The sequence below is a fragment of the Burkholderia sp. MSMB1459WGS genome (genome assembly GCF_001534535.1).
Lineage (GTDB): Bacteria > Pseudomonadota > Gammaproteobacteria > Burkholderiales > Burkholderiaceae > Burkholderia.
In genome coordinates this window covers 200304-225168 of the sequence record NZ_LPMU01000064.1, presented here as the reverse complement: position 1 = coordinate 225168, position 24865 = coordinate 200304, and the positions used below count along the sequence as shown (strand labels likewise).

Sequence of the window (24865 nt, the reverse complement as noted above, 5' to 3'; positions counted from 1 at the left end):
TGCGCCCCGTCCGTGGCCGCTTACGCCAGCGCGCTGCTCAACAGCGCCTGCGCCTGCAGATACTCGGGCTGCGCGACCAGCTTCTCCCACTTGAGCGCCTTGCCGCGCGCACGCATCCGCTTGATGCGCCGCACCGACTCGGCCGAGGCCCGCGCCTTCAATCCGTTCAGCACGACTTCGGCCGCGTCCGGCTGGTTGCAGACGAGCACCATGTCGCAACCGGCGGCGAGCGCGGCGTCGGCTGCCTGCGTGAGCGTGCCGCCTTCGCGCGCCGCCTCCATCGACAGGTCGTCGCTGAAGATCGCGCCCGTGAAGCCGAGCTTCCCGCGCAGGATGTCCTGCAACCACACGCGCGAAAACCCGGCCGGCCGCTTGTCGACCTGCGTGTAGATCACGTGCGCCGGAATCACCGCGGACAGCGACAGCCCGAGCCAGTCGTACGGCGCGACGTCCTGCTCGACGATCGCATCGAGCGTGCGATCGTCGGTCGGCAGCGCGACGTGCGAATCGGCCTCCGCGAAGCCGTGCCCGGGGAAATGCTTGCCGCAGTTCGCCATGCCGGCGAGCGACAGCCCGTGGTTCAGGCTCTTCGCGAGCAGCGTGACGACGCGCGGGTCGCGATGGAACGCACGATCGCCGATCACCTTCGAGTGCCCATAGTCGAGATCGAGCACCGGCGTGAAGCTCATGTCGATCCCGCACGCGCGCAATTCGGCAGCCAGGATGTAGCCGACAGCGGTCGCGACCTTCGTCGCGAGCAGCACGTCGCGATCCCACAGTTCGCCGAGGCGACGCATCGCGGGCAGCACCGTGAAGCCGTCGGTGCGGAACCGCTGCACGCGCCCGCCTTCGTGATCGACCGCGATCAAGATGTCTTCGCGCACCGCGCGGATCGAATCGGTCAGCGCGGTCAGTTGCGCACGATTCTGGAAGTGCCGCGCGAACAGGATCACGCCGCCGGTATTCGGATGCGCGAGGCGCCGCGCATCGTCGCGCGACAGGGTCGTGCCGACGACGTCGAGCATGACCGGGCCGGGAGTCGTTTTCATCGAATCGGGAATTCCGTCAGGAGGGGGTTCGGGAAACAGGTCCGGGAGCAGGCGCGGCGTCCGTTTCGGCAATCACGAACGACACCGCGTAGTCGCGTTCGTCACTGACCGTCACGCGCGCCGTGATGCCGCGAGCGGCCAGCCAGTCGGCCAGCTCGCCCGAAGCGACCACGTACGGCTCGCCGCTCGGATGGTTGAGCGTCTGCAGTGCGCGCCACGTCATCGGCCAGTGCATGCCGAGTCCGATTGCCTTCGAAAACGCTTCCTTTGCGGAGAAGCGCGTCGCGAGAAACGCGATGCCGCGCGCCTCGGAGCGGGCGCGCCGCGCGTGGAACACGCGCAGCTCGTCGGGGCCGAGCACCTTCTCGGCAAACCGGCCGCCCGTGCGTTCGAGCACCGCCGCGACGCGGCTCACCTGCGCGATGTCGGTACCGATGCCGTAGATCGCCATGTCAGTCTCCGCCGGGGTGGCCCGGCAAGGCCGGGTCAAGTGCGTCGCAAACGGCGTGCGGGGCGCGGCGGCCTCGCATCTCAGCGCGCGCCGCCGTGCAGCGCGGCGACGCGTGCGGCGACCATGATCGCCTTCATCTCGCGCACCGCGTTGTCCCAGCCCGCGAAGATCGCGTGCGCGACGATCGCGTGACCGATGTTCAGCTCGACGATACCGTCGATCGCGGCAATCTGCTGCACGTTCGTGTAGTGCAGCCCGTGGCCCGCATTGACCTTCAGGCCGAGCTGCGCGCCGGCCTGCACGCCCGCGACGATACGCTCGTATTCGCGCTGCTGCTCGGCCTGGTCGTGCGCTTCGGCGTAGCGGCCCGTATGCAGCTCGATCACCGGCGCGCCCGCTTCGTGCGCGGCGCGGATCTGCGTGTCGTCAGGGTCGATGAACAGCGACACGCGCACGCCCACGTCGGCGAGCTGCTTGCACGCCGCGCGCACGGCCTCGAAATGGCCGGCGACATCGAGACCGCCTTCGGTCGTCAGTTCCGCGCGCTTCTCCGGTACGAGGCACGCATCGTGGGGACGCACTTCGCACGCGATGTCGAGCATCTCCGCCGTCACCGCGCATTCGAGGTTCATGCGCGTCTTCAGCAGCGGGCGCAGTTCGCGCACGTCGGCGTCGACGATGTGACGACGATCCTCGCGCAGGTGCAGCGTGATCGCGTCCGCGCCCGCCTCTTCGGCGGCGAGCGCCGCGCGGACCGGATCGGGATAGCGCGTGCCGCGCGCATTGCGCAGCGTCGCGACGTGGTCGATGTTCACGCCGAGGTCGATGGCGGTGGGCGTTGTCAGGAAGAAGCTCATAGGTTTTGCAGGTCGATCAGGATCTGACGCGTGGCGAGCGGCGTGCCGCCGAGATAGGTGTTCAGCAGGAAGCGCATCAGCGTCTTGCTTTGCGCAACCGTCTGGGCTCGATGGTAATCGTCCTGCTCCATGTCGAGCAACGTCTGTCCGGTGATGACCGGCCAGTGCGACGGCACGTCGTCGTCCGCATTGCGCACGCCGCGCTCGGGATCGAACACGTAGCGGCGCTCGGGCTCGACGGCGCGGCGCGCGACCGTGCGGTTCAGCGCCATCGCATACCCGGTCTCGCGCAGCAGCACACGCTCGAACGAGCGCAGCACCTGCACCGCGGGCTCGCCGTGCGCGAGGCGCGTGAGGGTCAGCACGTAATGATTGAACAGCGGCGGCTGGGGATCCTCGCGCGCGCAGAATTTCACGAGCAGCTCGTTCGCGTAGAAACCGCACAACAGCCCGTCGCCGCTTAGCGGCAGCATCCCGCCGACCCACTCGGCGCCCGTCAGCGTGCGCACCTCGGATTTGCCGGACCACGACAGCAGCAACGGCTGGAAGGTCTGCAATACGCCGCGCAACGCCGAGTGCGGGCGCTTCGCGCCCTTTGCGACGAGCGCGAGCCGGCCGTGGTCGCGCGTCAGCACATCGACGATCAGGCTCGTTTCCCGATACGGATAGCTGTGCAGCACGAACGCCGGCTGCTCGGCGACGCGGAAATCGGACGTGCGAGACGCCGCGCGCCGCACCTTGCGCGGCGGTTCGGGCGGTGCCGGCAACGGCGCGTCATTCGCGCCGGCGCTCACCGCGTCTTCGGTCGACGTCAGCGCGTCATTCGTACCCATAGGCACGCAGCCCCGCCTCGTTGTCGGCCCAACCGCTCTTCACCTTCACGAAGGTTTCGAGGTAGACGGGGCCGTCGAACAGCTTCTCCATGTCCATCCGCGCCTCGGTGCTGATCTGCTTGAGCTTCTCGCCCTTCTTGCCGATCACCATCGCCTTGTGCGAATCGCGCTCGACGAGGATCGTCGCGAAGATGCGCTTCAGGCGGCCCTCTTCCTCGAACTTGTCGATCAGCACGGTGCTCGTGTACGGCAGTTCGTCGCCGGTCCAGCGGAATACCTTCTCGCGCAGGATTTCGGCCGCGAGAAAACGCGAGCTGCGGTCGGTCAGCTCGTCCTCGCCGTAGATCGGCTCGCCTTCCGGCAGGTACGGCTTGATCGTATCCAGCAGGCGCTTGATGTCTTCCGGCCGCTGCGCCGACAGCGGCACGAGTTCGGTGAATTCGCGCAGTTCGCTCACCTTCTGCATGAACGGGAACAGCGACGCCTTGTCGTTCACGCGGTCGATCTTGTTCGCGATCAACAGCGTCGGCATGCCGGGCGGGATCAGGTCGAGCACCTTCTGGTCATCGGGCCCGAAGCGGCCGGCCTCGATCACGAACAGGATCACGTCGACCGACGTCAGCGTCGACGTGACCGCGCGGTTCAGCGAACGGTTCAGCGCGGTGCTGTGACGCGTCTGGAAGCCAGGCGTGTCGACGAACACGAATTGCGCGTCGTCGAACGTGTTGATGCCGGTGATGCGGTGACGGGTCGTCTGCGCCTTGCGCGACGTGATGCTGATCTTCTGGCCGACGAGTGCGTTCATCAACGTCGACTTGCCGACGTTCGGGCGGCCCACGATCGCGATCATGCCGCAACGGAAACCGGTAGGAGCGGGAGTGTTCATATCGTTTGGGAGACAGGTTCGGAAACGGCCGCGCGGCGCGCGGCACGATCGATGGGCAATTCAGTGGCCGGCATCGGCCACGCGCGCCTGCGCGGCAGCAAGACTCGCGCCGCCAAGCGGCGCATCGGCGTCGGGCGCCGCGGCATCGCGTGCGCGTGCCGGCGTGCGCGCGGCGGAGTCGGCACTCGCGGAAGGCTTATCGGCCGACGACGCTGCCAAATCGGCTGCATGGCCGGCCGGCTTGTCGGCTGCGCGCGACGCGGCTTCGGCAGGTCTTTCTGCAGCCTTGTCGGGCCGCTCGGCCGGTTTGTCGGCCACCTTGTCGGTCGCCGGCTTCGCCGCCCGCTCGCCCTTATCCGTGGCAGGCTCGACATGCGCCGCGCGAATCGCCGCCATCGGCGCGACGGCCGGCTCGCCCGTGGCCGCAGCCGCAGCGGTTGCAGCCGGCGCCGCGCCGGCCGCCCTGGCCTCGCGCGCCGCCGCACGTTCCTTGCGCTCCGGCGAGCGCAGGTCGAGCGCTTCCTGCACGCCCTTCACGCCCGGCACGATCTCGGGTTCGACATGCTTGGACCCGCGTGCGTTTTTCGAGCGCTTCGGCTTCGCGGCCAGCATCGGCGCGGCCGCCATCACTTCGTCGAGCGCCTTCTTCGCAGCGGCCTGCTCGGCCGCGCGCCGGCTCGCGCCGGAACCCGATACCTTCACGTCGAGCTTCGGCACCGTGCACTCGACCTCGAACTGCTGATTGTGCGCCGCACCATGCGTCGCGACGACCGTATAGGTCGGCAGCGCGATCTTGTGCCCCTGCAAGTATTCCTGCAGCAGCGTCTTCGCGTCCTTGCCGAGCGTGCGCGGATCGATGTGGTCGAGAATCGGGATGTAGAGCCGCTTGATGACCCCTTGGGCGGCTTCGAAGCCGCCATCGAGGAATACGGCCCCGATGATGGCTTCGAACGCGTCCGCGAGGATCGACGGGCGGCGGAATCCGCCGCTGCGCAGCTCGCCCTCGCCGAGCCGCAGGCCGTCCGAGATATTCAGGGCCTGAGCGATTTCGTACAACGACTGCTGCTTGACGAGGTTGGCGCGTACGCGCGACAGATCACCTTCGTCCAGCTTGCCGAAACGCTGGAACAAAAGGGCGGCCACCGCGCAATTCAGAACGGAATCGCCGAGAAACTCGAGCCGTTCGTTGTGCGTGGCGCTGTGACTGCGATGGGTCAAAGCCTGGCGCAACAATTCCGCATTGCGAAATTCGTAGCGCAGCCGGCTTTCCAACTGGGATAGGGGCATGTGCAGGAGTATAACGCGGGCACCCGGTCGGGCCGAAACGGCACGGCCGGACGCGAAAAGGCGTGTCGAGGCGGTGTTACCGCCGGTTCTTAAAGTAGTTCGGCAATACGCGACGCGGCCCGTGCGTCGCGTATTGCGTGTGAATCGAATGCGATCAGTTGAAGGAACCGATGCGCTTCAGGTCGCCGAAGTTCATCCAGATGAAGAACGCGCGGCCGACGATGTTCCGGTCCGGCACGAAACCCCAGTAGCGGCTGTCCGCGCTGTTGTCGCGGTTGTCGCCCATCATGAAGTAGTGACCGGGCGGCACCTTGCAGATCACGCCGCGGCTGTTGTACGTGCAGTTGTCGCGATACGGATAGTCGTATGCGCCCATCACGAACGGCGGCACGGCCGGGTTGTTGAGGATCGCGTTCTTCTTGTTGCCGATCGTTTCCTCGAACTGCTTCGCGTAATTCTGGCGCTCGTCGTCGAAGAAATCGGGCAGCGGCGTTTCGGGCACCGGCTGGCCGTTGATCGTGAGCTGCTTGTCCTGATACGCGATCGTGTCGCCCGGCAGGCCGATCACGCGCTTGATGTAATCGACCGACTCGTCCTTCGGATAGCGGAACACGACGACGTCGCCGCGCGACAGCGGGCTGCCCTGCGTGATCTTCGTGTTCGTGACCGGCAGGCGCAGCCCGTACTCGAACTTGTTGACGAGGATGAAGTCGCCGACGAGCAGCGTCGGCACCATCGAGCCCGACGGAATCTTGAACGGCTCGACGACGAACGAACGCACGACGAACACGGCCAGGATCACCGGGAAGAAGCTCGCCGTGTACTCGAGCCACCACGGCTGGCGCAGCTTTTCGTCACGCAGCTTCGAACGCGTCTGCGCTGCGTTTTCGTCCGCGAAACGCTTGTCGATGCGCGACTGCTGGCGATCGAACTCCTCGATCGCCGAGTCGGCCGCCTTGCGACGCCGCGGCAGGAACACCAGTTTGTCCAGCACCCACGCTACGCCCGTCACGACGACGAGCACAAAAAGAATCAGCGCAAAATTCATAAAGGATCAGTCCTGTTATTTGTCTTCGACGCGCAAGATCGCGAGGAACGCCTCCTGCGGGATCTCGACCGAACCCACCTGCTTCATGCGTTTCTTACCTTCTTTCTGCTTCTCGAGCAGTTTCTTCTTCCGCGTGATGTCGCCGCCGTAGCACTTCGCGAGCACGTTCTTGCGGAGCGCCTTGATGTTCTCGCGCGCGACGATGTGCGCACCGATCGCGGCCTGGATCGCCACGTCGTACATCTGGCGCGGGATGATCTCGCGCATCTTCGCGGCGACTTCGCGGCCGCGATATTGCGATTGCGACCGGTGCACGATGATCGACAGCGCGTCGACCTTGTCGCCGTTGATCAGCATGTCGACCTTCACGACGTCCGACGAACGGTACTCCTTGAACTCGTAATCCATCGACGCATAGCCGCGCGATACCGACTTCAGGCGATCGAAGAAGTCGAGCACGATCTCGGCCATCGGGATCTCGTACGTGAGCTGCACCTGGCGGCCGTGATACTGCATGTTGATCTGCGAGCCGCGCTTCTGCTCGCACAGCGTGATCACCGAGCCGACGTAATCCTGCGGCATGTACAGGTTCACGGTGACGATCGGCTCGCGCACTTCGGCGATGCGGCCGGGCTCCGGCATCTTCGCCGGATTCTCGACCATGATCGTCGAGCCGTCGCTCTGCACGACCTCGTAGACGACCGTCGGCGCGGTCGTGATGAGATCCATGTCGAACTCGCGCTCGAGCCGCTCCTGTACGATTTCCATGTGCAGCAGCCCGAGGAAGCCGCAACGGAACCCGAAACCGAGCGCCTGCGACACTTCCGGCTCGTACTGCAGCGATGCGTCGTTCAGCTTGAGCTTCTCGAGCGATTCGCGCAGCGCGTCGTACTGGTTCGCCTCGACCGGATACAGCCCCGCGAACACCTGCGGCTTCACTTCCTTGAAGCCCGGCAGCGGCTCGGCAGCGGCCTTGGTCGCGTGCGTGACGGTATCGCCGACTTTCGCGGCCGTCAGTTCCTTGATGCCCGCGATGATGAAGCCCACCTGCCCGGCCGACAGCGACTCGAGATTGCGCGACTTCGGCGTGAACACGCCAACGTGCTCGACCGGATACTGCGCGCCGGTCGCCATCATCTTGATCTTGTCCTTCGGACGCAGCGTGCCGTTGACGATACGCACGAGCATCACGACGCCGACGTAGTTGTCGAACCACGAATCGATGATCAGCGCCTGCAGCGGCGCGGCCGGATCGCCCTTCGGCGGGGGCACCTTCGCGATCAGCGACTCGAGCACGTCCTCGACGCCGAGGCCCGTCTTCGCGCTGCAGCGCGTCGCGTCGGTCGCGTCGATGCCGATCACGTCCTCGATTTCCTCGATCGCGTTCTCGGGGTTCGCGGCCGGCAGGTCGATCTTGTTCAGCACGGGCACGACCTCGACGCCGAGTTCGATCGCCGTGTAGCAGTTCGCGACCGTCTGCGCCTCGACGCCTTGACTCGCGTCGACGACCAGCAGCGCGCCTTCGCACGCGGACAGCGAACGGCTGACCTCGTACGAGAAGTCGACGTGCCCCGGCGTGTCGATCAGGTTCAGGTTGTAGACCTTGCCGTCGCGTGCGCGATAGGACAACGCGGCAGTCTGCGCCTTGATCGTGATGCCGCGCTCGCGCTCGATATCCATTGAGTCGAGCACCTGCGCTTCCATTTCACGGTCGGCGAGGCCGCCGCATACCTGGATGATGCGATCCGCGAGCGTCGACTTGCCATGGTCGATGTGGGCGATGATCGAGAAATTGCGAATATGATCCATTCAGTGCCGATCAAGCGAAAAAGGCGCGCTCACGACTGCGGAGCACGCCTTGTAAGTCGGTGAAAAAACGGCTTATTTTAGCCGAAAAGGCTTACGCCGGGCGGGATTTCGGACGCTCTGCCACGCGGGAGCCCGGCCGAGCCGACCGCCGGATCGTGCCCCGTGCGAAGCGGCGCCAGCCCGCGGCGGGCCCGGTTCAGCGCCGGGCCGCCAGCGCGTCGCGCACCCGCGCGTCGTCGAACCGGTGGCGGCACACTTCCGCGCCGTCCAGCAGCAGCACGGGCACGTCCTCGTCGTAACGCGCGACGAGCGCAGCATCGGTGTCGATGTCGATGTAGTCGACCGCGACGCCGAATTCGGCCGCCACCGGCGCCAGTGCGTCGCGCATGTCGTCGCACAGGTGGCACCAGCCGCGGCCGTAGAGCGTGAACATCGGCGCGTTACTTCTGGCGCGGCCGCACGGGCACGAACTGCGTGTTGTCGCCACGCCGCACGAGCACCGCGACCGCCTTCTGCGGATCGAGCTGCGCGGTCACGTCCGCGAACTGCTTCGCGCTCGTGATGTCGGTGTCGCCCACCCGCAGCACGATGTCGCCGCGCTGCAGGCCCGCACGGGCGGCCGGCCCGTCGACGCCGTCGATCTGCACGCCGTTCTTCAACTTCAGCGTCTTCATCTGCTCCGCCGTCAGGTCGCTGACCGTCAGGCCGAGCGAATTGGTCTGGCGCGGCTTCTGCGGTGCATTCTTGCGCTGCTCGGCCTTCGCCGTCGACTCGGCCGGCGTCTCGGCGATCGTGATCGGCAGATCGCGCGCCTGACCCTTGCGCCACACGCTGACCGTCGCCTTCGTGCCAGGCTTCGTGTCGCCGACCATGCGCGGCAGATCCGACGCCGCATCGACCGGACGGCCGTTGAACTTCAGGATAATGTCGCCCGGCTGGATGCCGGCCTTGTCGGCGGGGCCGCCCGGCTCGACGCTGCTGACGAGCGCGCCTTCGGCCTTCGGCAGCCCGATCGAGTCGGCCACGTCCTTCGTCACCTCGCCGATCGCCACCGCGATCCGGCCGCGCGTGACCTTGCCCGTCGCCTTCAGCTGGTCGGCCACGCGCATCGCCTCGTCGATCGGAATCGCGAACGAAATGCCCATGAAGCCGCCGGTCCTGCTGTAGATCTGCGAGTTGATGCCGATCACCTCGCCCTGCATGTTGATCAGCGGGCCGCCCGAGTTGCCGGGGTTCACGGCGACGTCGGTCTGGATGAACGGCAGGTAGTCGCCCGTGTTGCGGCTCTTCGAGCTGACGATGCCGGCCGTGACCGTGTTGTCGAGGCCGAACGGCGACCCGATCGCGACGACCCATTCGCCGACGCGCACCTTGTTCGAATCGCCGATCGCGACGACCGGCAGGTTCGACGCCTGGATCTTGACGACCGCGACGTCCGTACGGTCGTCGACGCCGATCAGCTTCGCCTTGAATTCGCGCTTGTCGGTCAGCGTCACGTAAATGGTGTCCGCATCGTCAACGACGTGCGCATTGGTCATCACGTAACCGTCGGCCGACACGATGAAGCCCGAGCCGACGCCGCGGTTCTGCTCGGTGTCGGGCGGATTGTCCGGCGCCGGCGCGTTCTTCGGGTTACCGCCGTTACCGGGCGCCTGCGGCAGCGGAATGCCGAAGAAGCGCCGGAAGAATTCGGACATGTCGCCGTTGTCGAAGCCGGGCGGGAGCATCCCGCGCGGGCCGCTCGTCGGCACGTTGGCGGTGGTCCGGATGTTCACGACGGCCGGGCCGACCTTCTCGACCAGATCGGCAAAGTCGGGCAGGCTGGCAGCGGGAGCCGTCACAGCGAACGCGGTATGCGGCACGAGCGGCAGGCAGGCAGACAGCGCCGCCGCCGCGAGCCATTTGCGCAGCGTGAGTTTCATCATGTCGGAAGCCGTAGCGTTACTTGGAAGCCTTGTATTCTATGGCAGACGCGAACTGCTGCAACGTGGCCGGCGGCACTTCGCCGAGCACGGTGATCCAGTAGTCGCCGCGGCGCTTCACGAGAACGTGCGTCGCACCGGTGCTGCCCGCGCCTTCCTTGCGCGTATTCTTTTCGGCCGGCTCGATGAAAACCGAGATCGTCGCGAGGCCGTCGGTGAAGACGGCCTGATCGACCGGGATCGGCGGATCGCCCGCATCGCGCGCGGCCATCGGCCGGCGCACTTCACGAATCTTCTGGAAGCCGGCGACGCTCGGCGCAAGCTGCCAGCCCTGCGCCTCCATGTCGACCGCCGCGACCGGCGGGCGCACGACCGTCCAGCCGCTCAGATTGCGCATGCCGGCTGCAATCGCGGCCTTGTCGCCGCTTGCGCCGCCCGTCTGCAGTTGCGAGAACGCGATCTGTTCGAGCACGTGATCGTTCGCGTCGAGCGTCTGCGAACGCAGCAGCAGCCCGGTGCGCGGGTCGGCCCACAGCTTGTACGTGAAACGATACGCATCTTTCGGCACGAGCTCGACGACCTGCGCGTCGATCCCGGCCACACGGTCCTTGCCGAGCGACTTCGCATCGTAGACGGACATCACGTGCTCGCCGCTCGCGCCGAGCAGCGCGGGAAACGAGTCGCGCGTCTGGCGGCGTTCGACCACGCACAGCTTGCGCTCGGGCACGAACGTATACAGCTCGTCGTTGTGCCGCAGCAGCTTGCGCGGCTTGCCGTCGAGCGTCTCGATCCGCTCGAACTCGCCGTCGCGGGACGAGACGTGCGCGATACGCGACGACTGCACGTACCCACCGCGCTGGTAGACGAACGTACCTTCGTAGCTCTGCTGCTGCGCCGCCTGCTGGACGCGGTCGAGCCAGTCAGCGGCGCCCTTGCGGGTCGCGACGGGATCGTCCGGTTGCTGGGCGCTGGCGGGAAGGGATTGAACGGACAACAGGGCGGCTGCGCAAAGCAAAAGGGCCGGCAGCCGCTTCCATCCGGAGATGGCGTGATTCAACTGCAATGTCCGCATCGGGGTTATTGGCCTGGCGTGGTGGTCACGGCAGCGCGGATCAGCGGCATCGAACCCGTGACGACGGGCTGCTGCGCGAATTGCTGGTGCGCTTCAAGGTATTGGTCGAGGCTGGCGTCGCGAATGATGTTGACGTCCTGCAGGCCCGGCTGGGTCGATGCCTGCGCAACCGTCACGCGCTGCAGGTTGCCGTTCTGCGGCGCGCCTGCCGATGCGACCTGGACGGCGCCCGGGGCGCCGGCCGTCTGCATCTGCGGGACGACGATCCACGTCAGCGTGGCGGCCGCGGCGGCCACCGCGAACGCGGGCACGACGCGGCGGCGCAGCGACAGCAGCTTGCGTGCGACCGGCGCGGCCGCCGGCGCCAGCAGGTGCGGCTCGCTTTCGAGCGCAGCCGACATGCGCGCGGTGAACGCGACGCTCAGCGCGGGCGACAGCGCGAGCTCGTCCGAGCGCAGCGCATCGCCGATCAAGTGGTACTGGGCCCATACGGCGCGATCCGCGCGGTCGAGTTCAGCCAGAAACTGCCCGTGATCCGGGCCGTCGAACATTTCGCCGTCGACCAGCGCGGAAATGCGCTCGCCGCGCGAGCACGCCTGCGATTGCGTATTGACCGACCCCATGATGCTCCCCATCTTGCACACCCCGTCGTGACTTCACGACTCTATCCGTTACTAGACCCCGACCCGCGTCGTTCCGCCCGTCGCGCTTACCAGCGCTTGCCTTCGGGCGTATCGAGCAGCGGACGCAATTTGGCAGCGATTGCTTCGCGCGCGCGGAAGATCCGCGATCGGACCGTCCCGATCGGACAGCCCATCATTTCCGCGATCTCTTCGTAGCTCAGGCCCTCGATCTCGCGCAGCGTGATTGCCTGGCGCAGTTCTTCGGGCAGCAGAGCCATTGCAGCGTTGACCGTCTCGGCAATCTGCTTGCTCATCAACATCGACTCAGGCGTGTTGATATCCCTTAGTTGGTCTGCGTCGGAGAAAGTTTCCGCTTCCTCCGCATCGGCCTCGGTCGAGGTCGGCGCCCGGCGGCCTTGCGTCGCAAGGTAGTTCTTCGCCGTGTTGACGGCAATTCGGTACAACCACGTATAGAACGCCGATTCGCCGCGGAATTGCGGCAACGCACGATACGCCTTGATGAACGCGTCCTGGGCCACATCCTCGACCTCGGCGGGATCCCGCACGAGGCGCGAGATCAGCCGAATGATCTTGCGGTGGTATTTGGAGACCAGGAGTTCGAACGCCGCCTTGTCGCCCTTCTGTACGCGCTCGACCAGAGCCTGATCGATTTCTTTTTCACTCACCTGACAAATCCGTTAACTAGGGATGCAACGCGGAGCGTTATTGTAGCGTTCCGGCGCCGGGCGCTGGTTACGGCCGGTAACCGCGCCGCCGTCATGCCCGCCCCGCCGCCCCGGCCGTCCTCGCCAGCACCGACAGCGCGCTGAACGATGCGGCGTCGAGCGCGTCGGCCGGAATCAGCAGCGGCCGGGCCCGCCGGGCACCCTGCCCGACCGACAGCACCAGCAGCAGGCTGCTCCAGTGCGCGTGGCCCGTCACGCGGCCGCGGGCCAACAACTGCCCGGTGCGGCCAAACGCCGCAATCTCCCCGAAGGCATCGATCCGCAGCTCGGCCGGCAGCCGGCGGGCGCAGGCCCGCACCGCCCATACGGCCAGCAGGGCCGCCGTCGCGGCCGACACGCCCGCGCCGGCGGCAACGCCCGCGCGCGGCGCCCAGAACAGGTACGCCGACGCGGCAGCCGACGCGACGAATACGGCCAGCACGAGATACGACACGGCCGAGGCCCGCAACGCAAAGCGCTGCGGGCGCCCGGCCGGAGCATCGAATGGACTCGTCAAGCGATTCGACGTCAGACGCGCTTGAACACCAGCGTGCCGTTGGTACCGCCGAAGCCGAAGTTGTTCTTCACGGCCACGTCGATCTTCATGTCACGCGCGGTGTTCGCGCAGTAATCGAGATCGCACTCGGGGTCCTGGTTGAAAATGTTGATGGTCGGCGGCGACACGTTGTTGTGCAGCGCCAGCACCGTGAACACCGATTCGAGGCCGCCCGCGCCACCCAGCAGGTGGCCCGTCATCGACTTCGTCGAGTTGACCACCATCTTGTACGCGTGCTCGCCGAAGGCCGCCTTCACCGCGTCGGACTCGTTCTTGTCGCCCAGCGGCGTCGACGTGCCATGCGCGTTCAGGTACTGGACCTCGTCCGGGTTCATGCCGGCGTCGCGCAGCGCCGCGACCATGCAGCGGCGCGGGCCGTCCATGTTCGGCGCGGTCATGTGGTACGCGTCGCCCGTCATGCCGAAGCCCGCGACTTCCGCGTAGATCTTCGCGCCGCGCGCCTTCGCCGCCTCGTACTCTTCGAGCACCATCACGCCCGAGCCCTCGCCCAGCACGAAGCCGTCGCGGTCCTTGTCCCACGGACGCGACGCGGTAGCCGGATCGTCGTTGCGGGTCGACAGCGCGCGCGCTGCCGCGAAACCGCCGATGCCGAGCGGCGACACCGTCGATTCGGCGCCGCCCGCGACCATCACGTCGGCGTCGCCGGCCTGGATCAGGCGCGCGGCGAGGCCGATGCTGTGCAGGCCGGTCGTGCAGGCCGTCACGGCCGCGAGGTTCGGGCCCTTCAGGCCGAACATGATGCTCAGGTGACCGGAGATCATGTTGATGATCGAACCCGGCACGAAGAACGGCGAAATGCGGCGCGCGCCGCGATCGACGTAGGTCTGGTGCGTGTCTTCGATCATCGGCAGGCCGCCGATGCCGGAACCGACCAGCACACCGATGCGTTCCGCATTGGCTTCGGTCACTTCCAGCCCGCTGTCGCGGATGGCCTGGACGCCGGCGGCGATGCCGTAATGGATGAACGTATCCATGTTCCGGGCTTCCTTCGCCGGGATGTATTCCTCGGCGCTGAAACCCTTCACTTCGCCCGCGAAATGGCACGCGAGGTTCGACGCATCGAACTTCGTGACGGTGGCGATACCGGACTTGCCGGCGACGAGATTGGCCCAGCCGTCGGCAACATTATTGCCAACAGGCGAAATCAGCCCCAGGCCTGTAACGACAACACGACGGCGGCTCACGGTAACCTCTTTTCCATTATTGGATGACAAAAACAAAAGCCACAGTGGCCACAGGAATCAGCCCTGCGAGCCCTGTGGCTGTTAGTCCGTCCGGCGCGAAGCCGGCAGGATGGCGCGTCAATCGCGAAGATCGCGGCGACGTGGCGGACAAGCGCGAAAGGCGCTTACGCCTTGACGTTTGCGCGAGCGTAGTCGATCGCTTGCTGAACGGTCGTGATCTTCTCTGCTTCTTCGTCCGGGATTTCCATGCCGAACTCGTCTTCGAGCGCCATCACCAGTTCGACCGTGTCGAGCGAGTCGGCGCCCAGGTCGTTCACGAACGAAGCTTCGTTCTTGATCTCGGCTTCGGCGACGCCCAGTTGTTCAGCGACGATCTTCTTGACACGTTGTTCGATGTTGTCCATTACCCCTCCGAGGGAAAGTTCAGATTTACAAGTGCGCGCATTTTATCAGGTTTGCTGACGCCAAAACGCGCGTTGGCTTGATGGTCGATCAAGCGCCGATCCGCCTGAAAAACGGGATACGGCGCGGATGGTAAACGAAAACCGTTACGACATGTACATGCCGCCGTTCACGTGCAGCGTCGTGCCGGTGATGTAACCGGCCTGCGGCGATGCGAGGAACGCGACGGCATGGGCGATGTCCTCCGGGCTGCCGAGGCGGCCGAGCGGAATCTGGGTCTTGAGCGCGGCCTGCTGTTCTTCCGGCAGCGTCTTCGTCATGTCGGTGTCGATGAAGCCCGGCGCCACGCAGTTCACGGTGATGCCGCGGCTGCCGATTTCGCGCGCGAGTGCGCGCGTCATCCCCGCGACGCCGGCCTTCGCGGCCGCATAGTTGACCTGACCCGGATTGCCGGCCGAGCCGACCACCGACGTGATGTTGATGATACGACCGCCGCGCGCCTTCATCATCGGGCGCAGCACCGCACGCGACAGACGGAACACCGACTTCAGGTTGGTGTCGATCACCGCATCCCAGTCCTCGTCCTTCATCCGCATCGCGAGCTGGTCCTGCGTGATGCCCGCGTTGTTGACGAGCACGTTCAGCGCACCGAATTCCTTCACGGTCGCGTCGATCAGCGCTTCGGCAGCCGCCGCGTCGTTGACGTTCAGCACCGCGCCGCGGCCCGCGACACCTGCTTCCGCGAACGCCGCGGTGATCGCGGCGGCGCCCGATTCGCTCGTCGCCGTGCCGATCACCGTCGCGCCCAGACGCGCGAGTTCGAGCGCGATCGAACGGCCGATGCCGCGCGACGCGCCGGTCACGATCGCAACCTGTTTATCGAGAGTCTTGTCCATGGATCGAATATCCGTTGCTTGGGAAAAGGCGCCGCGTCAGGCGGTCACCAGCTTGAGCGCTTCGTCGAGCGAAGCCGGATCGAACACCGACGCCCCCGTCAGATTGCCGTCGATGCGCTTCGTCAGGCCGGCGAGCACCTTGCCCGGACCGCATTCGATCACGTGCGTGATGCCCGTGCCCGCGATGTGCCGCACGCACTCGACCCAGCGCACCGGGCCCGCGGCCTGGCGCACCAGCGCATCCTTGATCGCAGCCGGATCGCTCGTCACCGCGACGTCGATGTTGTTGACGACCGGAATCTGCGGCGCCTTCACGTCGACGTTCGCGAGATAGTCGCGCAACTGATCCGACGCCGGCTTGAGCAGCGACGAATGGAACGGCGCCGACACCGGCAGCGGCAGCGCGCGCTTCGCGCCCTTCGCCTTCGCGATTTCGCATGCCTTTTCGACCGCGGCCTTGCTGCCTGCGATCACGACCTGCGCGGGCGCATTGAAGTTCACCGCTTCGACGACGCCCGCTTCCGCGGCTTCGGCGCATACCGCACGCACCGCGTCGTCGTCGAGGCCCAGGATCGCGGCCATGCCGCCCTGGCCGACCGGCACGGCCGTCTGCATCGCCTGCGCGCGAAAGCGCACGAGCGGCACCGCGTCCTTGAACGCGATCGCGCCGGCCGCGACGAGCGCCGTGTATTCACCGAGGCTGTGGCCAGCAACGATCGACGGCGCCGGGCCGCCTGCCTGCTGCCACGCGCGGTAGCACGCGTACGCTGCGGTCAGCATCACGGGCTGCGTGTTGGTGGTCAGGTTCAGCTCTTCGGCCGGACCTTCGGCGATCAGCTTGCCGAGATCCTGATCGAGCGCGTCGGACGCTTCCTGGAGCGTCTCGCGCACGACGGCCAGATCGGCGAATGCGTTGAGCATGCCGATCGCCTGCGAGCCCTGCCCCGGAAAAACGAATGCGAATTTCATATCGTCCCCAATTGAATCGATTCGAACGGCGCACGAGAGCGGCGCGCCGGTTGGAGATCCGCGCGCGGCTTGTCGCGCGCCGCGGATCAGAAGCGGAAGACCGACGCGCCCCAGGTGAAGCCGCCGCCGACGCCTTCGATCAGCACGTGCTGACCGCGCTGGATGCGGCCGTCGCGCACCGCGACGTCGAGCGCCAGCGGGATCGACGCGGCCGACGTGTTGCCGTGCTGGTCGACCGTCACGACCATGCGCTCCTGCGGCAGGCCGAGCTTGCGGCAGGTGCTGGTCATGATGCGGATGTTGGCCTGGTGCGGAATCAGCCAGTCGATTTGCTCGGGCGCGAGATTCGCCTTCGCGAGCGCTTCGATCGCGACTTTTTCGAGCACGTTGACCGCGAGCTTGAACACGGCCTGCCCGTCCATGTGCAGGAACGCGCTGCCGTCGATCACGCCGCGATTGACGTTGCCCGGCGTGCACAAGATGTTCGAGTAGCTGCCGTCCGCGTGCAGCGCGCTGCCGAGCACGCCCGGCTCTTCCGATGCGGACAGGATCACCGCGCCCGCGCCGTCGCCGAACAGCACGCAGGTCGTGCGGTCCTTGAAGTCGAGAATGCGCGAGAACGTCTCCGCGCCGACCACGAGCGCCGTACGGTGCTGGCCGCTGCGGATGAAGCTGTCGGCCGTCGCCATCGCGTATGCGAAGCCCGAACACACGGCCTGCACGTCGAATGCCGCGCCGCCGTTCTTGATGCCGAGCTTGTTCTGCAGCAGGCACGCGGTGCTCGGGAACACGAAATCGGGGGTCGAAGTCGCGACGATGATCAGGTCGATCGACTGCGGATCGACACCGGCCGCTTCGATCGCACGACGCGATGCCTCGAGCGCGAGATCGCTCGTCGTGACGTCGGGTGCGGCGAAATGGCGTGCATGGATGCCCGTACGCGCCACGATCCATTCATCGCTCGTCTCGATGCCTTCCTTCGCAAGACGATCGGTCAACTGCTGGTTCGTGACGCGGTCGGGCGGCAGGTAGCTGCCCGTGCCGAGCACGCGGGAATAGAGAGTCGATTGGGCCATTTATGCTTTAGAGGATTGCGCAGCGGAAGGTTCGGCGTGATGGCCTGCGGCAGGGCTTGCATGGCCCGCGCCGCCCGCGTCGTGCTCGCCGTCGCCGAGCGACGCCGAATTATCCGCCATCGCGCGCGCGAGGCGCTCCAGCACCCCGTTTTTGACGGCATCATACCCGCGTTTGATCGCCCACTCAAACGCGTAGGCGTCGGCCGAACCATGGCTCTTGATCACGAGGCTCTTCAGCCCCAGCAGCGCCGCGCCGTTGTACTGGCGGTGGTCGACGCGCTTCTTGAAACGCATCAGCACGGGCAGCGCGAGCAGCGCCATCAGCTTCGACATCAGCGAACGGCCGAACTCCTCGCGGATGATGTCCGACAGCATCTGCGCGAGCCCTTCCGACGTCTTCAGCGCGACGTTGCCGACGAAGCCGTCGCAGACGATCACGTCGACGGTGCCCTTGTAGATGTCGTTGCCTTCCACGTTGCCGCGGAAATTGAGCGTGCTGGCGCGCAGCAGCTCGCCTGCGCGCTTGATCGTCTCGTTGCCCTTGATGACCTCTTCGCCGATGTTCAGCAGGCCGATCGTCGGGCGCTCCTTGCCTTCGAGCGCGGCCACCAGCGCGTGCCCCATCTCCGCGAACTGCAGCAGATGCTGCGGTTCGCAGTCGACGTTCGCGCCGAGGTCCAGCATCATCGTGTAGCCGGTCGGGTTCGGCAGCGCGAACGCGATCGCGGGCCGCTCGATGCCGGGCAGCGTCTTGAGTACGTAGCGGGAAACGGCCATCAACGCGCCGGTATTGCCGGCGGAAATGCAGGCCTGCGCCGCGCCTTCCTTGACGTGGTTGAGCGCGACGCGCATCGAAGAATCCTTCTTCTTGCGCAGCGCCACTTCGACAGGGTCGTCCATCGCCACGACTTCGGTGGCGGGCACGATGGTCAACGCGGGATCGTCGAGGGCTTTCAGCTTCTTCAACTGAGCGCGAATCGCGCTTTCGATGCCGACGAGCATCAGGTGCGCATCGGGATGCGCGCGGACGAACTTGACTGCCGCGGGAACGGTCACGGACGGGCCGTGGTCGCCTCCCATGCAATCGATTGTGAGCTTTACGGTCATGGAATGCGACGAATTTCAGGCACAAAAAAGCGGCAGTTGAATGCCGCCTTTTTGTTGAGCCAGGAAAGTGTCAAGCGAACCAGTTGTCACGCGAACGGCGAGCGTAGCGCGCAACGCGTGACTTGACGCTTAGTCGTTCTTCGTCTTGACGACTTTCTTGCCGCGATAGTAGCCGTTCGGGCTGACGTGGTGACGCAGGTGCACTTCACCCGTGCTCGGCTCGACTGCCAGCGGCGCTGCCGTCAGGAAATCGTGCGAACGATGCATGCCGCGCTTCGACGGCGACTTCTTGTTTTGCTGGACTGCCATGACTAACTCCTAAATAATTTTCCGGATTCTAACACAGCCCGATCCGGCGCTTAACTACCCTGGCCCAAAGCCCTACGCCTTCCCGCGCCACAACTGCTCAGTGTTTCTTGGTGCCGTCACCGTCCTTCTTCAACGCTTGCAGCGCTGCGAACGGATTCGGCCGTTTGCCTTCGTCCCCGGCTTCGTCGGACTCCTCGTCCGACTCTTCCGCGGGACCGCTCGCGCCCGACACGAGGCTTTCGTGAACTGCCGGGCAAACCTCGTGCTTGGGCACGAGCGGCAACGAAAGCAGCAATTCCTCTTCGATCAAGTCGACGAGATCGAACTGGCGTGAGCCCACGATCACATCGGCTTCATCGTCGTCGAGCGGAAATTCCTCTGCTTCTTCTTCGGTCGCGACGATCCGGTACGTCATGTCGACGTCAAACGCCTGATCGTACGGCGTCATGCAGCGCTGGCACGTGAGCCATGCATGGCCGTGCACCGCGAGGCGCAGATACGGCTGCTGCCCGTCGGCGCCGTCGTCCTGCAACTCTTTCTGCGTGAACCCTTCCGCCTGCCACGTGAAGACCGTGTCGCGATCCGGCGCGTCCGTCGGCACTTCGTTTAACATGCGCGGCAGTTGCGAGAGGCGCACTGCCCCGGCCGCCTGCCGCCCGCTGCGAGCGAACTCGAACAGGTCGACCGCATGCGGATCGAGGGCTGCTGCAGGTTTGCCAGAAGAAGTGTTCATGTGCGCTCCTGCCTACAGGCTGACTTGCGGGATCCGGCTTGGCACCGCTCGCGTACGGCTCATCGAGGGATGCCGTACTTTACTTCCGAAGACCCGGCAGGCGCCACCACAGCGAAAGCCTGCCGATGAAAAGCGGGAAAGCATACCTGTTTTACCTTTTGCGGTCAATCACTTAAGCTTGCGTCCGCGCAACGCCGCGCCACACCTGACGACTCACCGATCCAACCGACCATGCCGGATACCGTTCGCCGCCCGCCGCGGCTGATTCTTGCCTCCAGTTCCCGCTACCGCCGCGCGCTCCTCGAGCGCCTCGGCGTACCGTTCGACGTCGTGTCGCCCGACCTCGACGAAACCCCGCTCGCCGGCGAAACGCCGGCCGCGACCGCGCTGCGTCTCGCCGGCGCGAAGGCGCGCGCCGTGGCCGCGACGATCGACGCGCCGGACGGCGTGCTCGTGATCGGGTCGGACCAGGTCGCGACCTTCGACGGGCGCCAGATCGGCAAGCCCGGCACGCATGAGCGCGCGCTCGCGCAACTCGTGTCGATGCAGGGCCGCGAAGTCGAATTCCACAGCGCGCTCTGCCTGTACGACAGCCGTACGGACGACGCGCAGATCGAGGACATCGTCACGCACGTGCGCTTCCGTTCGCTGCCCGAAGCCGAACTCGACGCCTACCTGCGCGCGGAAACGCCGTACGACGTGGCCGGCAGCGCGAAATCCGAAGGGCTTGGCATCGCACTGCTCGACGCGATCGACTCGGACGACCCGACCGCGCTCGTCGGCCTGCCGCTGATCGCCCTCACGCGGATGCTGCGCGCCGCCGACTACCCGCTGTTTGCCATCACCCGAGGAGACCGCGCATGACCGCCGGCACGCTTTATCTTGTCCCCAACACGCTCGGCGAAGGCGACGAATCGATGCTCGCCGCCGTGCTGCCCGCGGCCGTGCAGGCGCGCGCCGGCACGCTCGGCTATTACATCGGCGAAAACGCGAAAACGACCCGCGCGTTCCTGAAGAAGATCGGCACGACGCGTCCGATCCAGGAAATCGAGATCAGCGAGCTGAACGTGAATACGCCGGCAGGTGCCGTCGACCGGCTGCTCGCGCCCGTGCTGGCCGGCGCGGACGCCGGCCTCGTGTCGGAGGCCGGCTGCCCGGCAGTCGCCGACCCCGGCGCGCTGCTGGTGCGCCGCGCGCACGAGCGCGGCGTGAAGGTCGTGCCGCTCGTCGGGCCGAGTTCGATCCTGCTCGCACTGATGGCGTCGGGCCTGAACGGCCAGAGTTTCGCGTTCAACGGCTACCTGCCGGTCGATGCGGCCGCGCGCGCGAAGCGCCTGCGCGAACTCGAGCAACTGTCGCGCAAGGCGCGCCAGACGCAGATCTTCATCGAAACGCCGTACCGCAATCACGCGATGCTCGACACGCTGGTCGCGACCTGCGCGCCGTCGACGCAGATTTGCGTGGCGGCCGATCTGACCCTTGCGACCGAGACGATCGCGAGCCGCACGGTGGCGGACTGGAAAAAGGCGCCCGCGCCGAATCTGCACAAGCGCCCCGCGATCTTCCTGCTGCTCGCGAACTGATGCCGCGACCGATGAAAATGAAAGGCGGGCCATCGCGGCCCGCCGATTGCTGCCGTCGGCCGGCGGCCGTCAGCGCAGGTTGACCGACGCGCCGCCGGCCGTCAGCGCCTTCATCGCGGCGCCCCCGACGGCCGCGCCGAACTTGCGCGCGACACGATTCGTCAGGCTTTCCTTCACCGTATAGTCGACCAGATCCGGCGCCTTCAGCACGTCGCGCGCGACCGTGTCGGTCGTGCCGTAGCCGTCGGCGAGCCCGAGCTCGACGCTCTTCTCGCCGGTCCAGAACAGGCCCGAGAACATGTCGGGCGTCTCGTGCAGCCGCTTGCCGCGGCCATCCTTCACGGCCTTGATGAACTGCGCATGCACCTGATCGAGCAGCGCCTGCGCGTGCGCATCCATCTTCGGCGTTTCCGGCGAGAACGGATCGTAGAAACCCTTGTTTTCTCCCGACGTATGCAGGCGCCGTTCGACCCCGAGCTTGCCCATCAGCCCGGTGAAGCCGAACCCGTCCATCAGCACGCCGATCGACCCGACGATGCTCGCCTTGTCGACGAAGATCTTGTCGGCCGCGGACGCGATGTAATAGCCGCCCGATGCGCACATGTCGGTCACGACGACGTACAGCGGCTTGCTCGGATACTTGCCGCGCAACCGCCGGATCTCGTCGTAGACCATGCCGGCCTGCACCGGGCTGCCGCCCGGGCTGTTGATCCGCAGCACGACGCCGACCGTGCCGTCGTCGTCGAACGCGGCGTCGAGCGCCGTGTTGATGTCGTCGGCGTTCGCGTTGACGCCGGCCGCGATTTCGCCGTCGATCGTCACGAGCGCCGTATGCCGCCCGCTCGACGAAAACTTCGAATCGCTCGAGAAATCGATCAGCGCGAACGCGAGCAGCACGAACACGCCGAGAAACGCGAAGCGGAAGAAGATCTTCCAGCGCCGTGCCGCGCGCTGCTCCTTGACGGCCGCGAGCGCGATCCGCTCGAGCGCCGCGCGCTCCCAGCCTGGTTCACGGTCGTCGGGACGGGAGGAAGAATCCGGGGAATTCGGTTGGTCGGCCATGCAATGGTGTCGTCAGTCGGTCGTGGCGGGAGTGGCAGGATGCAGATCGGCATCGGGCACCCAGAATACCGCACGCCCGTCGGGCGTGTCGCGCTCGTCGACCTCGACCGGCCGCAGGCGGCCGCCGCGGCACGGGCCGCCGACGCACTTGCCGGTATCCGGCGCATAGATCGCGCCGTGCGTCGCGCACATCAGATAGAGACCCGACGACTCGAAGAACTGCCCTTCGGCCCAGTCGAGCTCCATCGGCACATGCGCACAGCGATTCAGGTAGCCGTAGGGGCGGCCATCGTAGCGCACGAAGAACACGACGGCCGGCTCGCCGCGCAGCGTCGCGTCGACGCGCACGCCGGCGCCGCCGTCGATCAGCGCGTCCGATGCGCACACGCGCACGGCGTCCGGCGCCGCGCTCATGCGTGCTCCCGCAGCCATGCGGCCAGCGCGCCGACGTCCGGCGCGACGAAGCGCGGCGCGAGCGCCGCCAGCGCGTCGGCCGTGTGCGCACCGTACGACACCCCGACGCCTGCCGCGCCGGCGCTGGCGGCCATTTGCAGGTCGTGCGTGGTGTCGCCGATCATCACGGTGCGCGACAGGTCCTGCCCCAATTCCCGCGACAACTCGTGCAGCATCGCCGGATGCGGTTTCGAGAACGTCTCGTCCGCGCAGCGCGTCGCGTCGAACCAACTCGTCAGCTTCGACTGGTCGAGCACTCGGTTCAGCCCTACCCGCCCCTTGCCGGTCGCGACGGCGAGCAGATAGCCCGTGTCACGCAGCTCGGCGAGCAGCTCGCGCACGCCGGCGAACAGCTCGATGCGCTGGTCGTCGAGCAGATAGTGGTAGCGGTAGCGCTCGGCCAGCCGCGCGTAGTCGGACGGATCGAGGGTCGGAGCCGCGATCCGCAGCGCATCGCGCAGGCCAAGGCCGATCACGTAGCGGGAAGCCTCGTCGGACGGCGTGGGCAGGCCGAGATCGCGGCACGCGGCCTGGATGCTGTGCGCGATGTGCGCAGTCGAATCCATCAGCGTACCGTCCCAGTCGAAGACGATCAGGTCAAATTGCTGTCGGGCCATGCGGTTCAGGCGGTATCGCGCAATGCGCTGAGTTGGTCGAGAAAGCGCCGGCATTCGGCCGGCAGCGGCGCGTCGAACTGCAGCGCCTCGCCGGTCAGCGGATGAGCAAGCCGCAGCCGGTGCGCATGCAGGAACATCCGTTTCAACGACGGCTGCGCATTCGCGCGCGCCAGCGCCTTGTTCAGTGCGAAATCGCCATACTTGGCGTCGCCCGCGATCGGCAGGCCGAGATGCGCGAGGTGCACCCGGATCTGATGGGTCCGACCCGTTTTGAGTTCCGCTTCGACGAGCACATAGTCGGACCAGCGGTCGACGAGGTTGAACACCGTATGCGACGGTAGCCCGTCGTCCTGCACACGCACGCGGCGCTCCCCTTCCGGGGTCGAATACTTGAACAGCGGCGCCTTCACTGCGCGGCGCCGGCCCCAGTCGGGCTGCCATTCGCCGTGCGCGCACGCGAAGTAGCGCTTGTCCATCCGGTTCTCGCGGATCTGCTCGTGCAGGCCCACGAGCGCCGTGCGCTTCTTCGCGAGCATCAGGATCCCGGACGTCTCGCGGTCGAGCCGGTGCACCAGTTCGAGGAATTTCGCACGCGGGCGCGCCTGACGCATCTGCTCGATCACGCCGAACGCGACGCCGCTGCCGCCGTGGACCGCGACGCCGGCCGGTTTGTCGATGACGAGCATCGCGTCGTCCTCGTACAGCACGTCGAAATTCGCGGGCGGCACGACGGGCGTGTCGGCGCGCGCGAGATCGGCCGCGGCCACGCGCACCGGCGGCACGCGGACGAGGTCGCCGAGCGCCAGGCGGTACTGCGCATCGATCCGGCCCTTGTTGACCCGCACTTCGCCGCTGCGCAGGATCCGGTAAATATGGCTTTTCGGCACGCCTTTACAGACGCGCAACAGGAAATTGTCGATCCGCTGACCGGCCGAGTTTTCGTCGATCTCGATCGTCGATACCTGGCCGCTTGCGACCGAATTCTGGGATATTTTGCCTAACTCATTCATACTGAATATAATTTTGCCCAGCCTGACGTTGTGGGTGGCCTGATCGGCCGGCCCCGGCTGAATTGGGCAAGGCGCAAGCGCAAACTGGTATTTTACTTGCGCCGGGGGTCCGCTGCTCGCCCCTAATCAAAGAGAAGCAGCAAGTTGCACGCACGGCGCCGCCCGTCGGCAAGGATCGCGCCCACAGGCGGATTCGGTCGGCAAGGCGCCGCGGTAACGGAAAGTTGGTTGAAAAGAATTTGATCGGCAGCCCGGCGGCGCGAAGTACGTCCGCAGGCTGCCGGTTGCGAAAATTACGGCGTTGCGCCCGATTTGGCCCCGCGAA

At 66.3% G+C, this 24865-nt stretch carries 28 protein-coding genes; 2 read left to right on the top strand and 26 right to left on the bottom strand.

Annotated features, from left to right (window positions below; all coding sequences use genetic code 11):
* Window positions 1–20: 20 nt before the first annotated feature.
* The 22 genes from nagZ to WT97_RS25780 form a co-directional block, all read right to left on the bottom strand.
* A complete protein-coding gene (gene nagZ, locus WT97_RS25885) occupies window positions 21–1049 on the bottom strand; it encodes a beta-N-acetylhexosaminidase (RefSeq protein WP_059501573.1) in 1029 nt (342 codons plus the stop codon).
* Between the two features lie 16 nt (window positions 1050–1065).
* Window positions 1066–1500 carry a holo-ACP synthase gene (gene acpS / locus WT97_RS25880; protein ID WP_034206785.1) on the bottom strand — a complete coding sequence of 145 codons (435 nt, stop codon included), beginning with the start codon at window positions 1498–1500 and terminating at the stop codon, window positions 1066–1068.
* Between the two features lie 80 nt (window positions 1501–1580).
* Complete coding sequence (pdxJ, locus tag WT97_RS25875) at window positions 1581–2357, bottom strand: pyridoxine 5'-phosphate synthase (protein WP_059501577.1); 777 nt, start codon at window positions 2355–2357, stop codon at window positions 1581–1583.
* Window positions 2354–3190, bottom strand: a complete 837-nt coding sequence (gene recO / locus WT97_RS25870) for a DNA repair protein RecO (protein WP_059501578.1) — start codon at window positions 3188–3190, stop codon at window positions 2354–2356. Before recO ends, pdxJ begins: the two co-directional genes overlap by 4 nt.
* Window positions 3177–4076 (bottom strand): GTPase Era, encoded by a 900-nt coding sequence (era, locus tag WT97_RS25865; protein ID WP_034206782.1) that lies wholly within the window; start codon window positions 4074–4076, stop codon window positions 3177–3179. Before era ends, recO begins: the two co-directional genes overlap by 14 nt.
* Window positions 4077–4136: 60 nt before the next feature.
* Window positions 4137–5363, bottom strand: a complete 1227-nt coding sequence (rnc, locus tag WT97_RS25860; RefSeq protein ID WP_060354638.1) for a ribonuclease III — start codon at window positions 5361–5363, stop codon at window positions 4137–4139.
* Between the two features lie 154 nt (window positions 5364–5517).
* A complete protein-coding gene (gene lepB, locus WT97_RS25855; RefSeq protein WP_059501582.1) occupies window positions 5518–6411 on the bottom strand; it encodes a signal peptidase I in 894 nt (297 codons plus the stop codon).
* A gap of 15 nt (window positions 6412–6426) precedes the next feature.
* A complete protein-coding gene (gene lepA / locus WT97_RS25850) occupies window positions 6427–8220 on the bottom strand; it encodes a translation elongation factor 4 (protein ID WP_059501585.1) in 1794 nt (597 codons plus the stop codon).
* A 196-nt stretch (window positions 8221–8416) separates the two neighbouring features.
* On the bottom strand, window positions 8417–8653 hold the full coding sequence (locus tag WT97_RS25845; RefSeq protein WP_006476497.1) for a glutaredoxin family protein: 237 nt from the start codon (window positions 8651–8653) through the stop codon (window positions 8417–8419).
* A gap of 7 nt (window positions 8654–8660) precedes the next feature.
* A complete protein-coding gene (locus WT97_RS25840; protein WP_059779754.1) occupies window positions 8661–10145 on the bottom strand; it encodes a DegQ family serine endoprotease in 1485 nt (494 codons plus the stop codon).
* Window positions 10146–10161: 16 nt separating this feature from the next.
* Window positions 10162–11214 carry a MucB/RseB C-terminal domain-containing protein gene (locus tag WT97_RS25835; protein WP_060354637.1) on the bottom strand — a complete coding sequence of 351 codons (1053 nt, stop codon included), beginning with the start codon at window positions 11212–11214 and terminating at the stop codon, window positions 10162–10164.
* 5 nt (window positions 11215–11219) lie between these two features.
* The gene (locus tag WT97_RS25830) at window positions 11220–11837 is read right to left on the bottom strand and encodes a sigma-E factor negative regulatory protein (protein ID WP_059501590.1); all 618 of its coding nucleotides are present in this window, start codon (window positions 11835–11837) and stop codon (window positions 11220–11222) included.
* A gap of 86 nt (window positions 11838–11923) precedes the next feature.
* Window positions 11924–12523 (bottom strand): RNA polymerase sigma factor RpoE, encoded by a 600-nt coding sequence (gene rpoE, locus WT97_RS25825; protein ID WP_006490873.1) that lies wholly within the window; start codon window positions 12521–12523, stop codon window positions 11924–11926.
* Between the two features lie 91 nt (window positions 12524–12614).
* Window positions 12615–13079: a protein YgfX gene (locus tag WT97_RS25820; protein WP_059501591.1), complete on the bottom strand. Its 465-nt coding sequence runs from the start codon at window positions 13077–13079 to the stop codon at window positions 12615–12617.
* A gap of 11 nt (window positions 13080–13090) precedes the next feature.
* Complete coding sequence (gene fabF, locus WT97_RS25815) at window positions 13091–14323, bottom strand: beta-ketoacyl-ACP synthase II (RefSeq protein WP_059501592.1); 1233 nt, start codon at window positions 14321–14323, stop codon at window positions 13091–13093.
* Between the two features lie 164 nt (window positions 14324–14487).
* Window positions 14488–14727 (bottom strand): acyl carrier protein, encoded by a 240-nt coding sequence (gene acpP / locus WT97_RS25810; protein ID WP_004197638.1) that lies wholly within the window; start codon window positions 14725–14727, stop codon window positions 14488–14490.
* 144 nt (window positions 14728–14871) lie between these two features.
* Window positions 14872–15621: a 3-oxoacyl-ACP reductase FabG gene (gene fabG / locus WT97_RS25805; protein WP_034206773.1), complete on the bottom strand. Its 750-nt coding sequence runs from the start codon at window positions 15619–15621 to the stop codon at window positions 14872–14874.
* A 36-nt stretch (window positions 15622–15657) separates the two neighbouring features.
* Window positions 15658–16590 carry an ACP S-malonyltransferase gene (gene fabD, locus WT97_RS25800; RefSeq protein ID WP_059791474.1) on the bottom strand — a complete coding sequence of 311 codons (933 nt, stop codon included), beginning with the start codon at window positions 16588–16590 and terminating at the stop codon, window positions 15658–15660.
* 86 nt (window positions 16591–16676) lie between these two features.
* Entirely contained in the window at window positions 16677–17666 is a 990-nt protein-coding gene (locus WT97_RS25795) for a beta-ketoacyl-ACP synthase III (RefSeq protein ID WP_059501594.1), read from the bottom strand.
* Window positions 17667–18773, bottom strand: coding sequence for a phosphate acyltransferase PlsX (gene plsX / locus WT97_RS25790; protein WP_034206770.1), 1107 nt, complete (start codon window positions 18771–18773; stop codon window positions 17667–17669).
* Window positions 18774–18902: 129 nt separating this feature from the next.
* Window positions 18903–19082 (bottom strand): 50S ribosomal protein L32, encoded by a 180-nt coding sequence (gene rpmF / locus WT97_RS25785; RefSeq protein ID WP_006051932.1) that lies wholly within the window; start codon window positions 19080–19082, stop codon window positions 18903–18905.
* A gap of 97 nt (window positions 19083–19179) precedes the next feature.
* Window positions 19180–19815 carry a DUF177 domain-containing protein gene (locus tag WT97_RS25780; RefSeq protein WP_034206769.1) on the bottom strand — a complete coding sequence of 212 codons (636 nt, stop codon included), beginning with the start codon at window positions 19813–19815 and terminating at the stop codon, window positions 19180–19182.
* Window positions 19816–20046: 231 nt separating this feature from the next.
* On the opposite strand from WT97_RS25780, the gene WT97_RS25775 reads away from it, so the two are divergent.
* Together WT97_RS25775 and WT97_RS25770 are read left to right on the top strand one after the other, a co-directional pair.
* A complete protein-coding gene (locus WT97_RS25775) occupies window positions 20047–20679 on the top strand; it encodes a Maf-like protein (protein ID WP_060354636.1) in 633 nt (210 codons plus the stop codon).
* Window positions 20676–21398 (top strand): SAM-dependent methyltransferase, encoded by a 723-nt coding sequence (locus WT97_RS25770; protein WP_059501598.1) that lies wholly within the window; start codon window positions 20676–20678, stop codon window positions 21396–21398. The genes WT97_RS25775 and WT97_RS25770 overlap by 4 nt, the downstream gene beginning before the upstream one ends.
* A 69-nt stretch (window positions 21399–21467) precedes the next feature.
* Here the strand turns inward: WT97_RS25770 and WT97_RS25765 are convergent, their stop codons facing one another.
* Genes WT97_RS25765 through WT97_RS25750 form a run of 4 tightly spaced genes read right to left on the bottom strand, consistent with a single transcriptional unit; the run spans window position 21468 to window position 24540 of the window.
* Window positions 21468–22460, bottom strand: a complete 993-nt coding sequence (locus WT97_RS25765; RefSeq protein ID WP_059501600.1) for a S49 family peptidase — start codon at window positions 22458–22460, stop codon at window positions 21468–21470.
* A gap of 12 nt (window positions 22461–22472) precedes the next feature.
* Window positions 22473–22874, bottom strand: a complete 402-nt coding sequence (locus tag WT97_RS25760) for a Rieske 2Fe-2S domain-containing protein (RefSeq protein WP_060354644.1) — start codon at window positions 22872–22874, stop codon at window positions 22473–22475.
* On the bottom strand, window positions 22871–23530 hold the full coding sequence (locus tag WT97_RS25755) for an HAD-IA family hydrolase (protein ID WP_034206764.1): 660 nt from the start codon (window positions 23528–23530) through the stop codon (window positions 22871–22873). Before WT97_RS25755 ends, WT97_RS25760 begins: the two co-directional genes overlap by 4 nt.
* A gap of 5 nt (window positions 23531–23535) precedes the next feature.
* Window positions 23536–24540, bottom strand: a complete 1005-nt coding sequence (locus WT97_RS25750; RefSeq protein ID WP_034206763.1) for an RluA family pseudouridine synthase — start codon at window positions 24538–24540, stop codon at window positions 23536–23538.
* Window positions 24541–24865 lie beyond the last annotated feature (325 nt).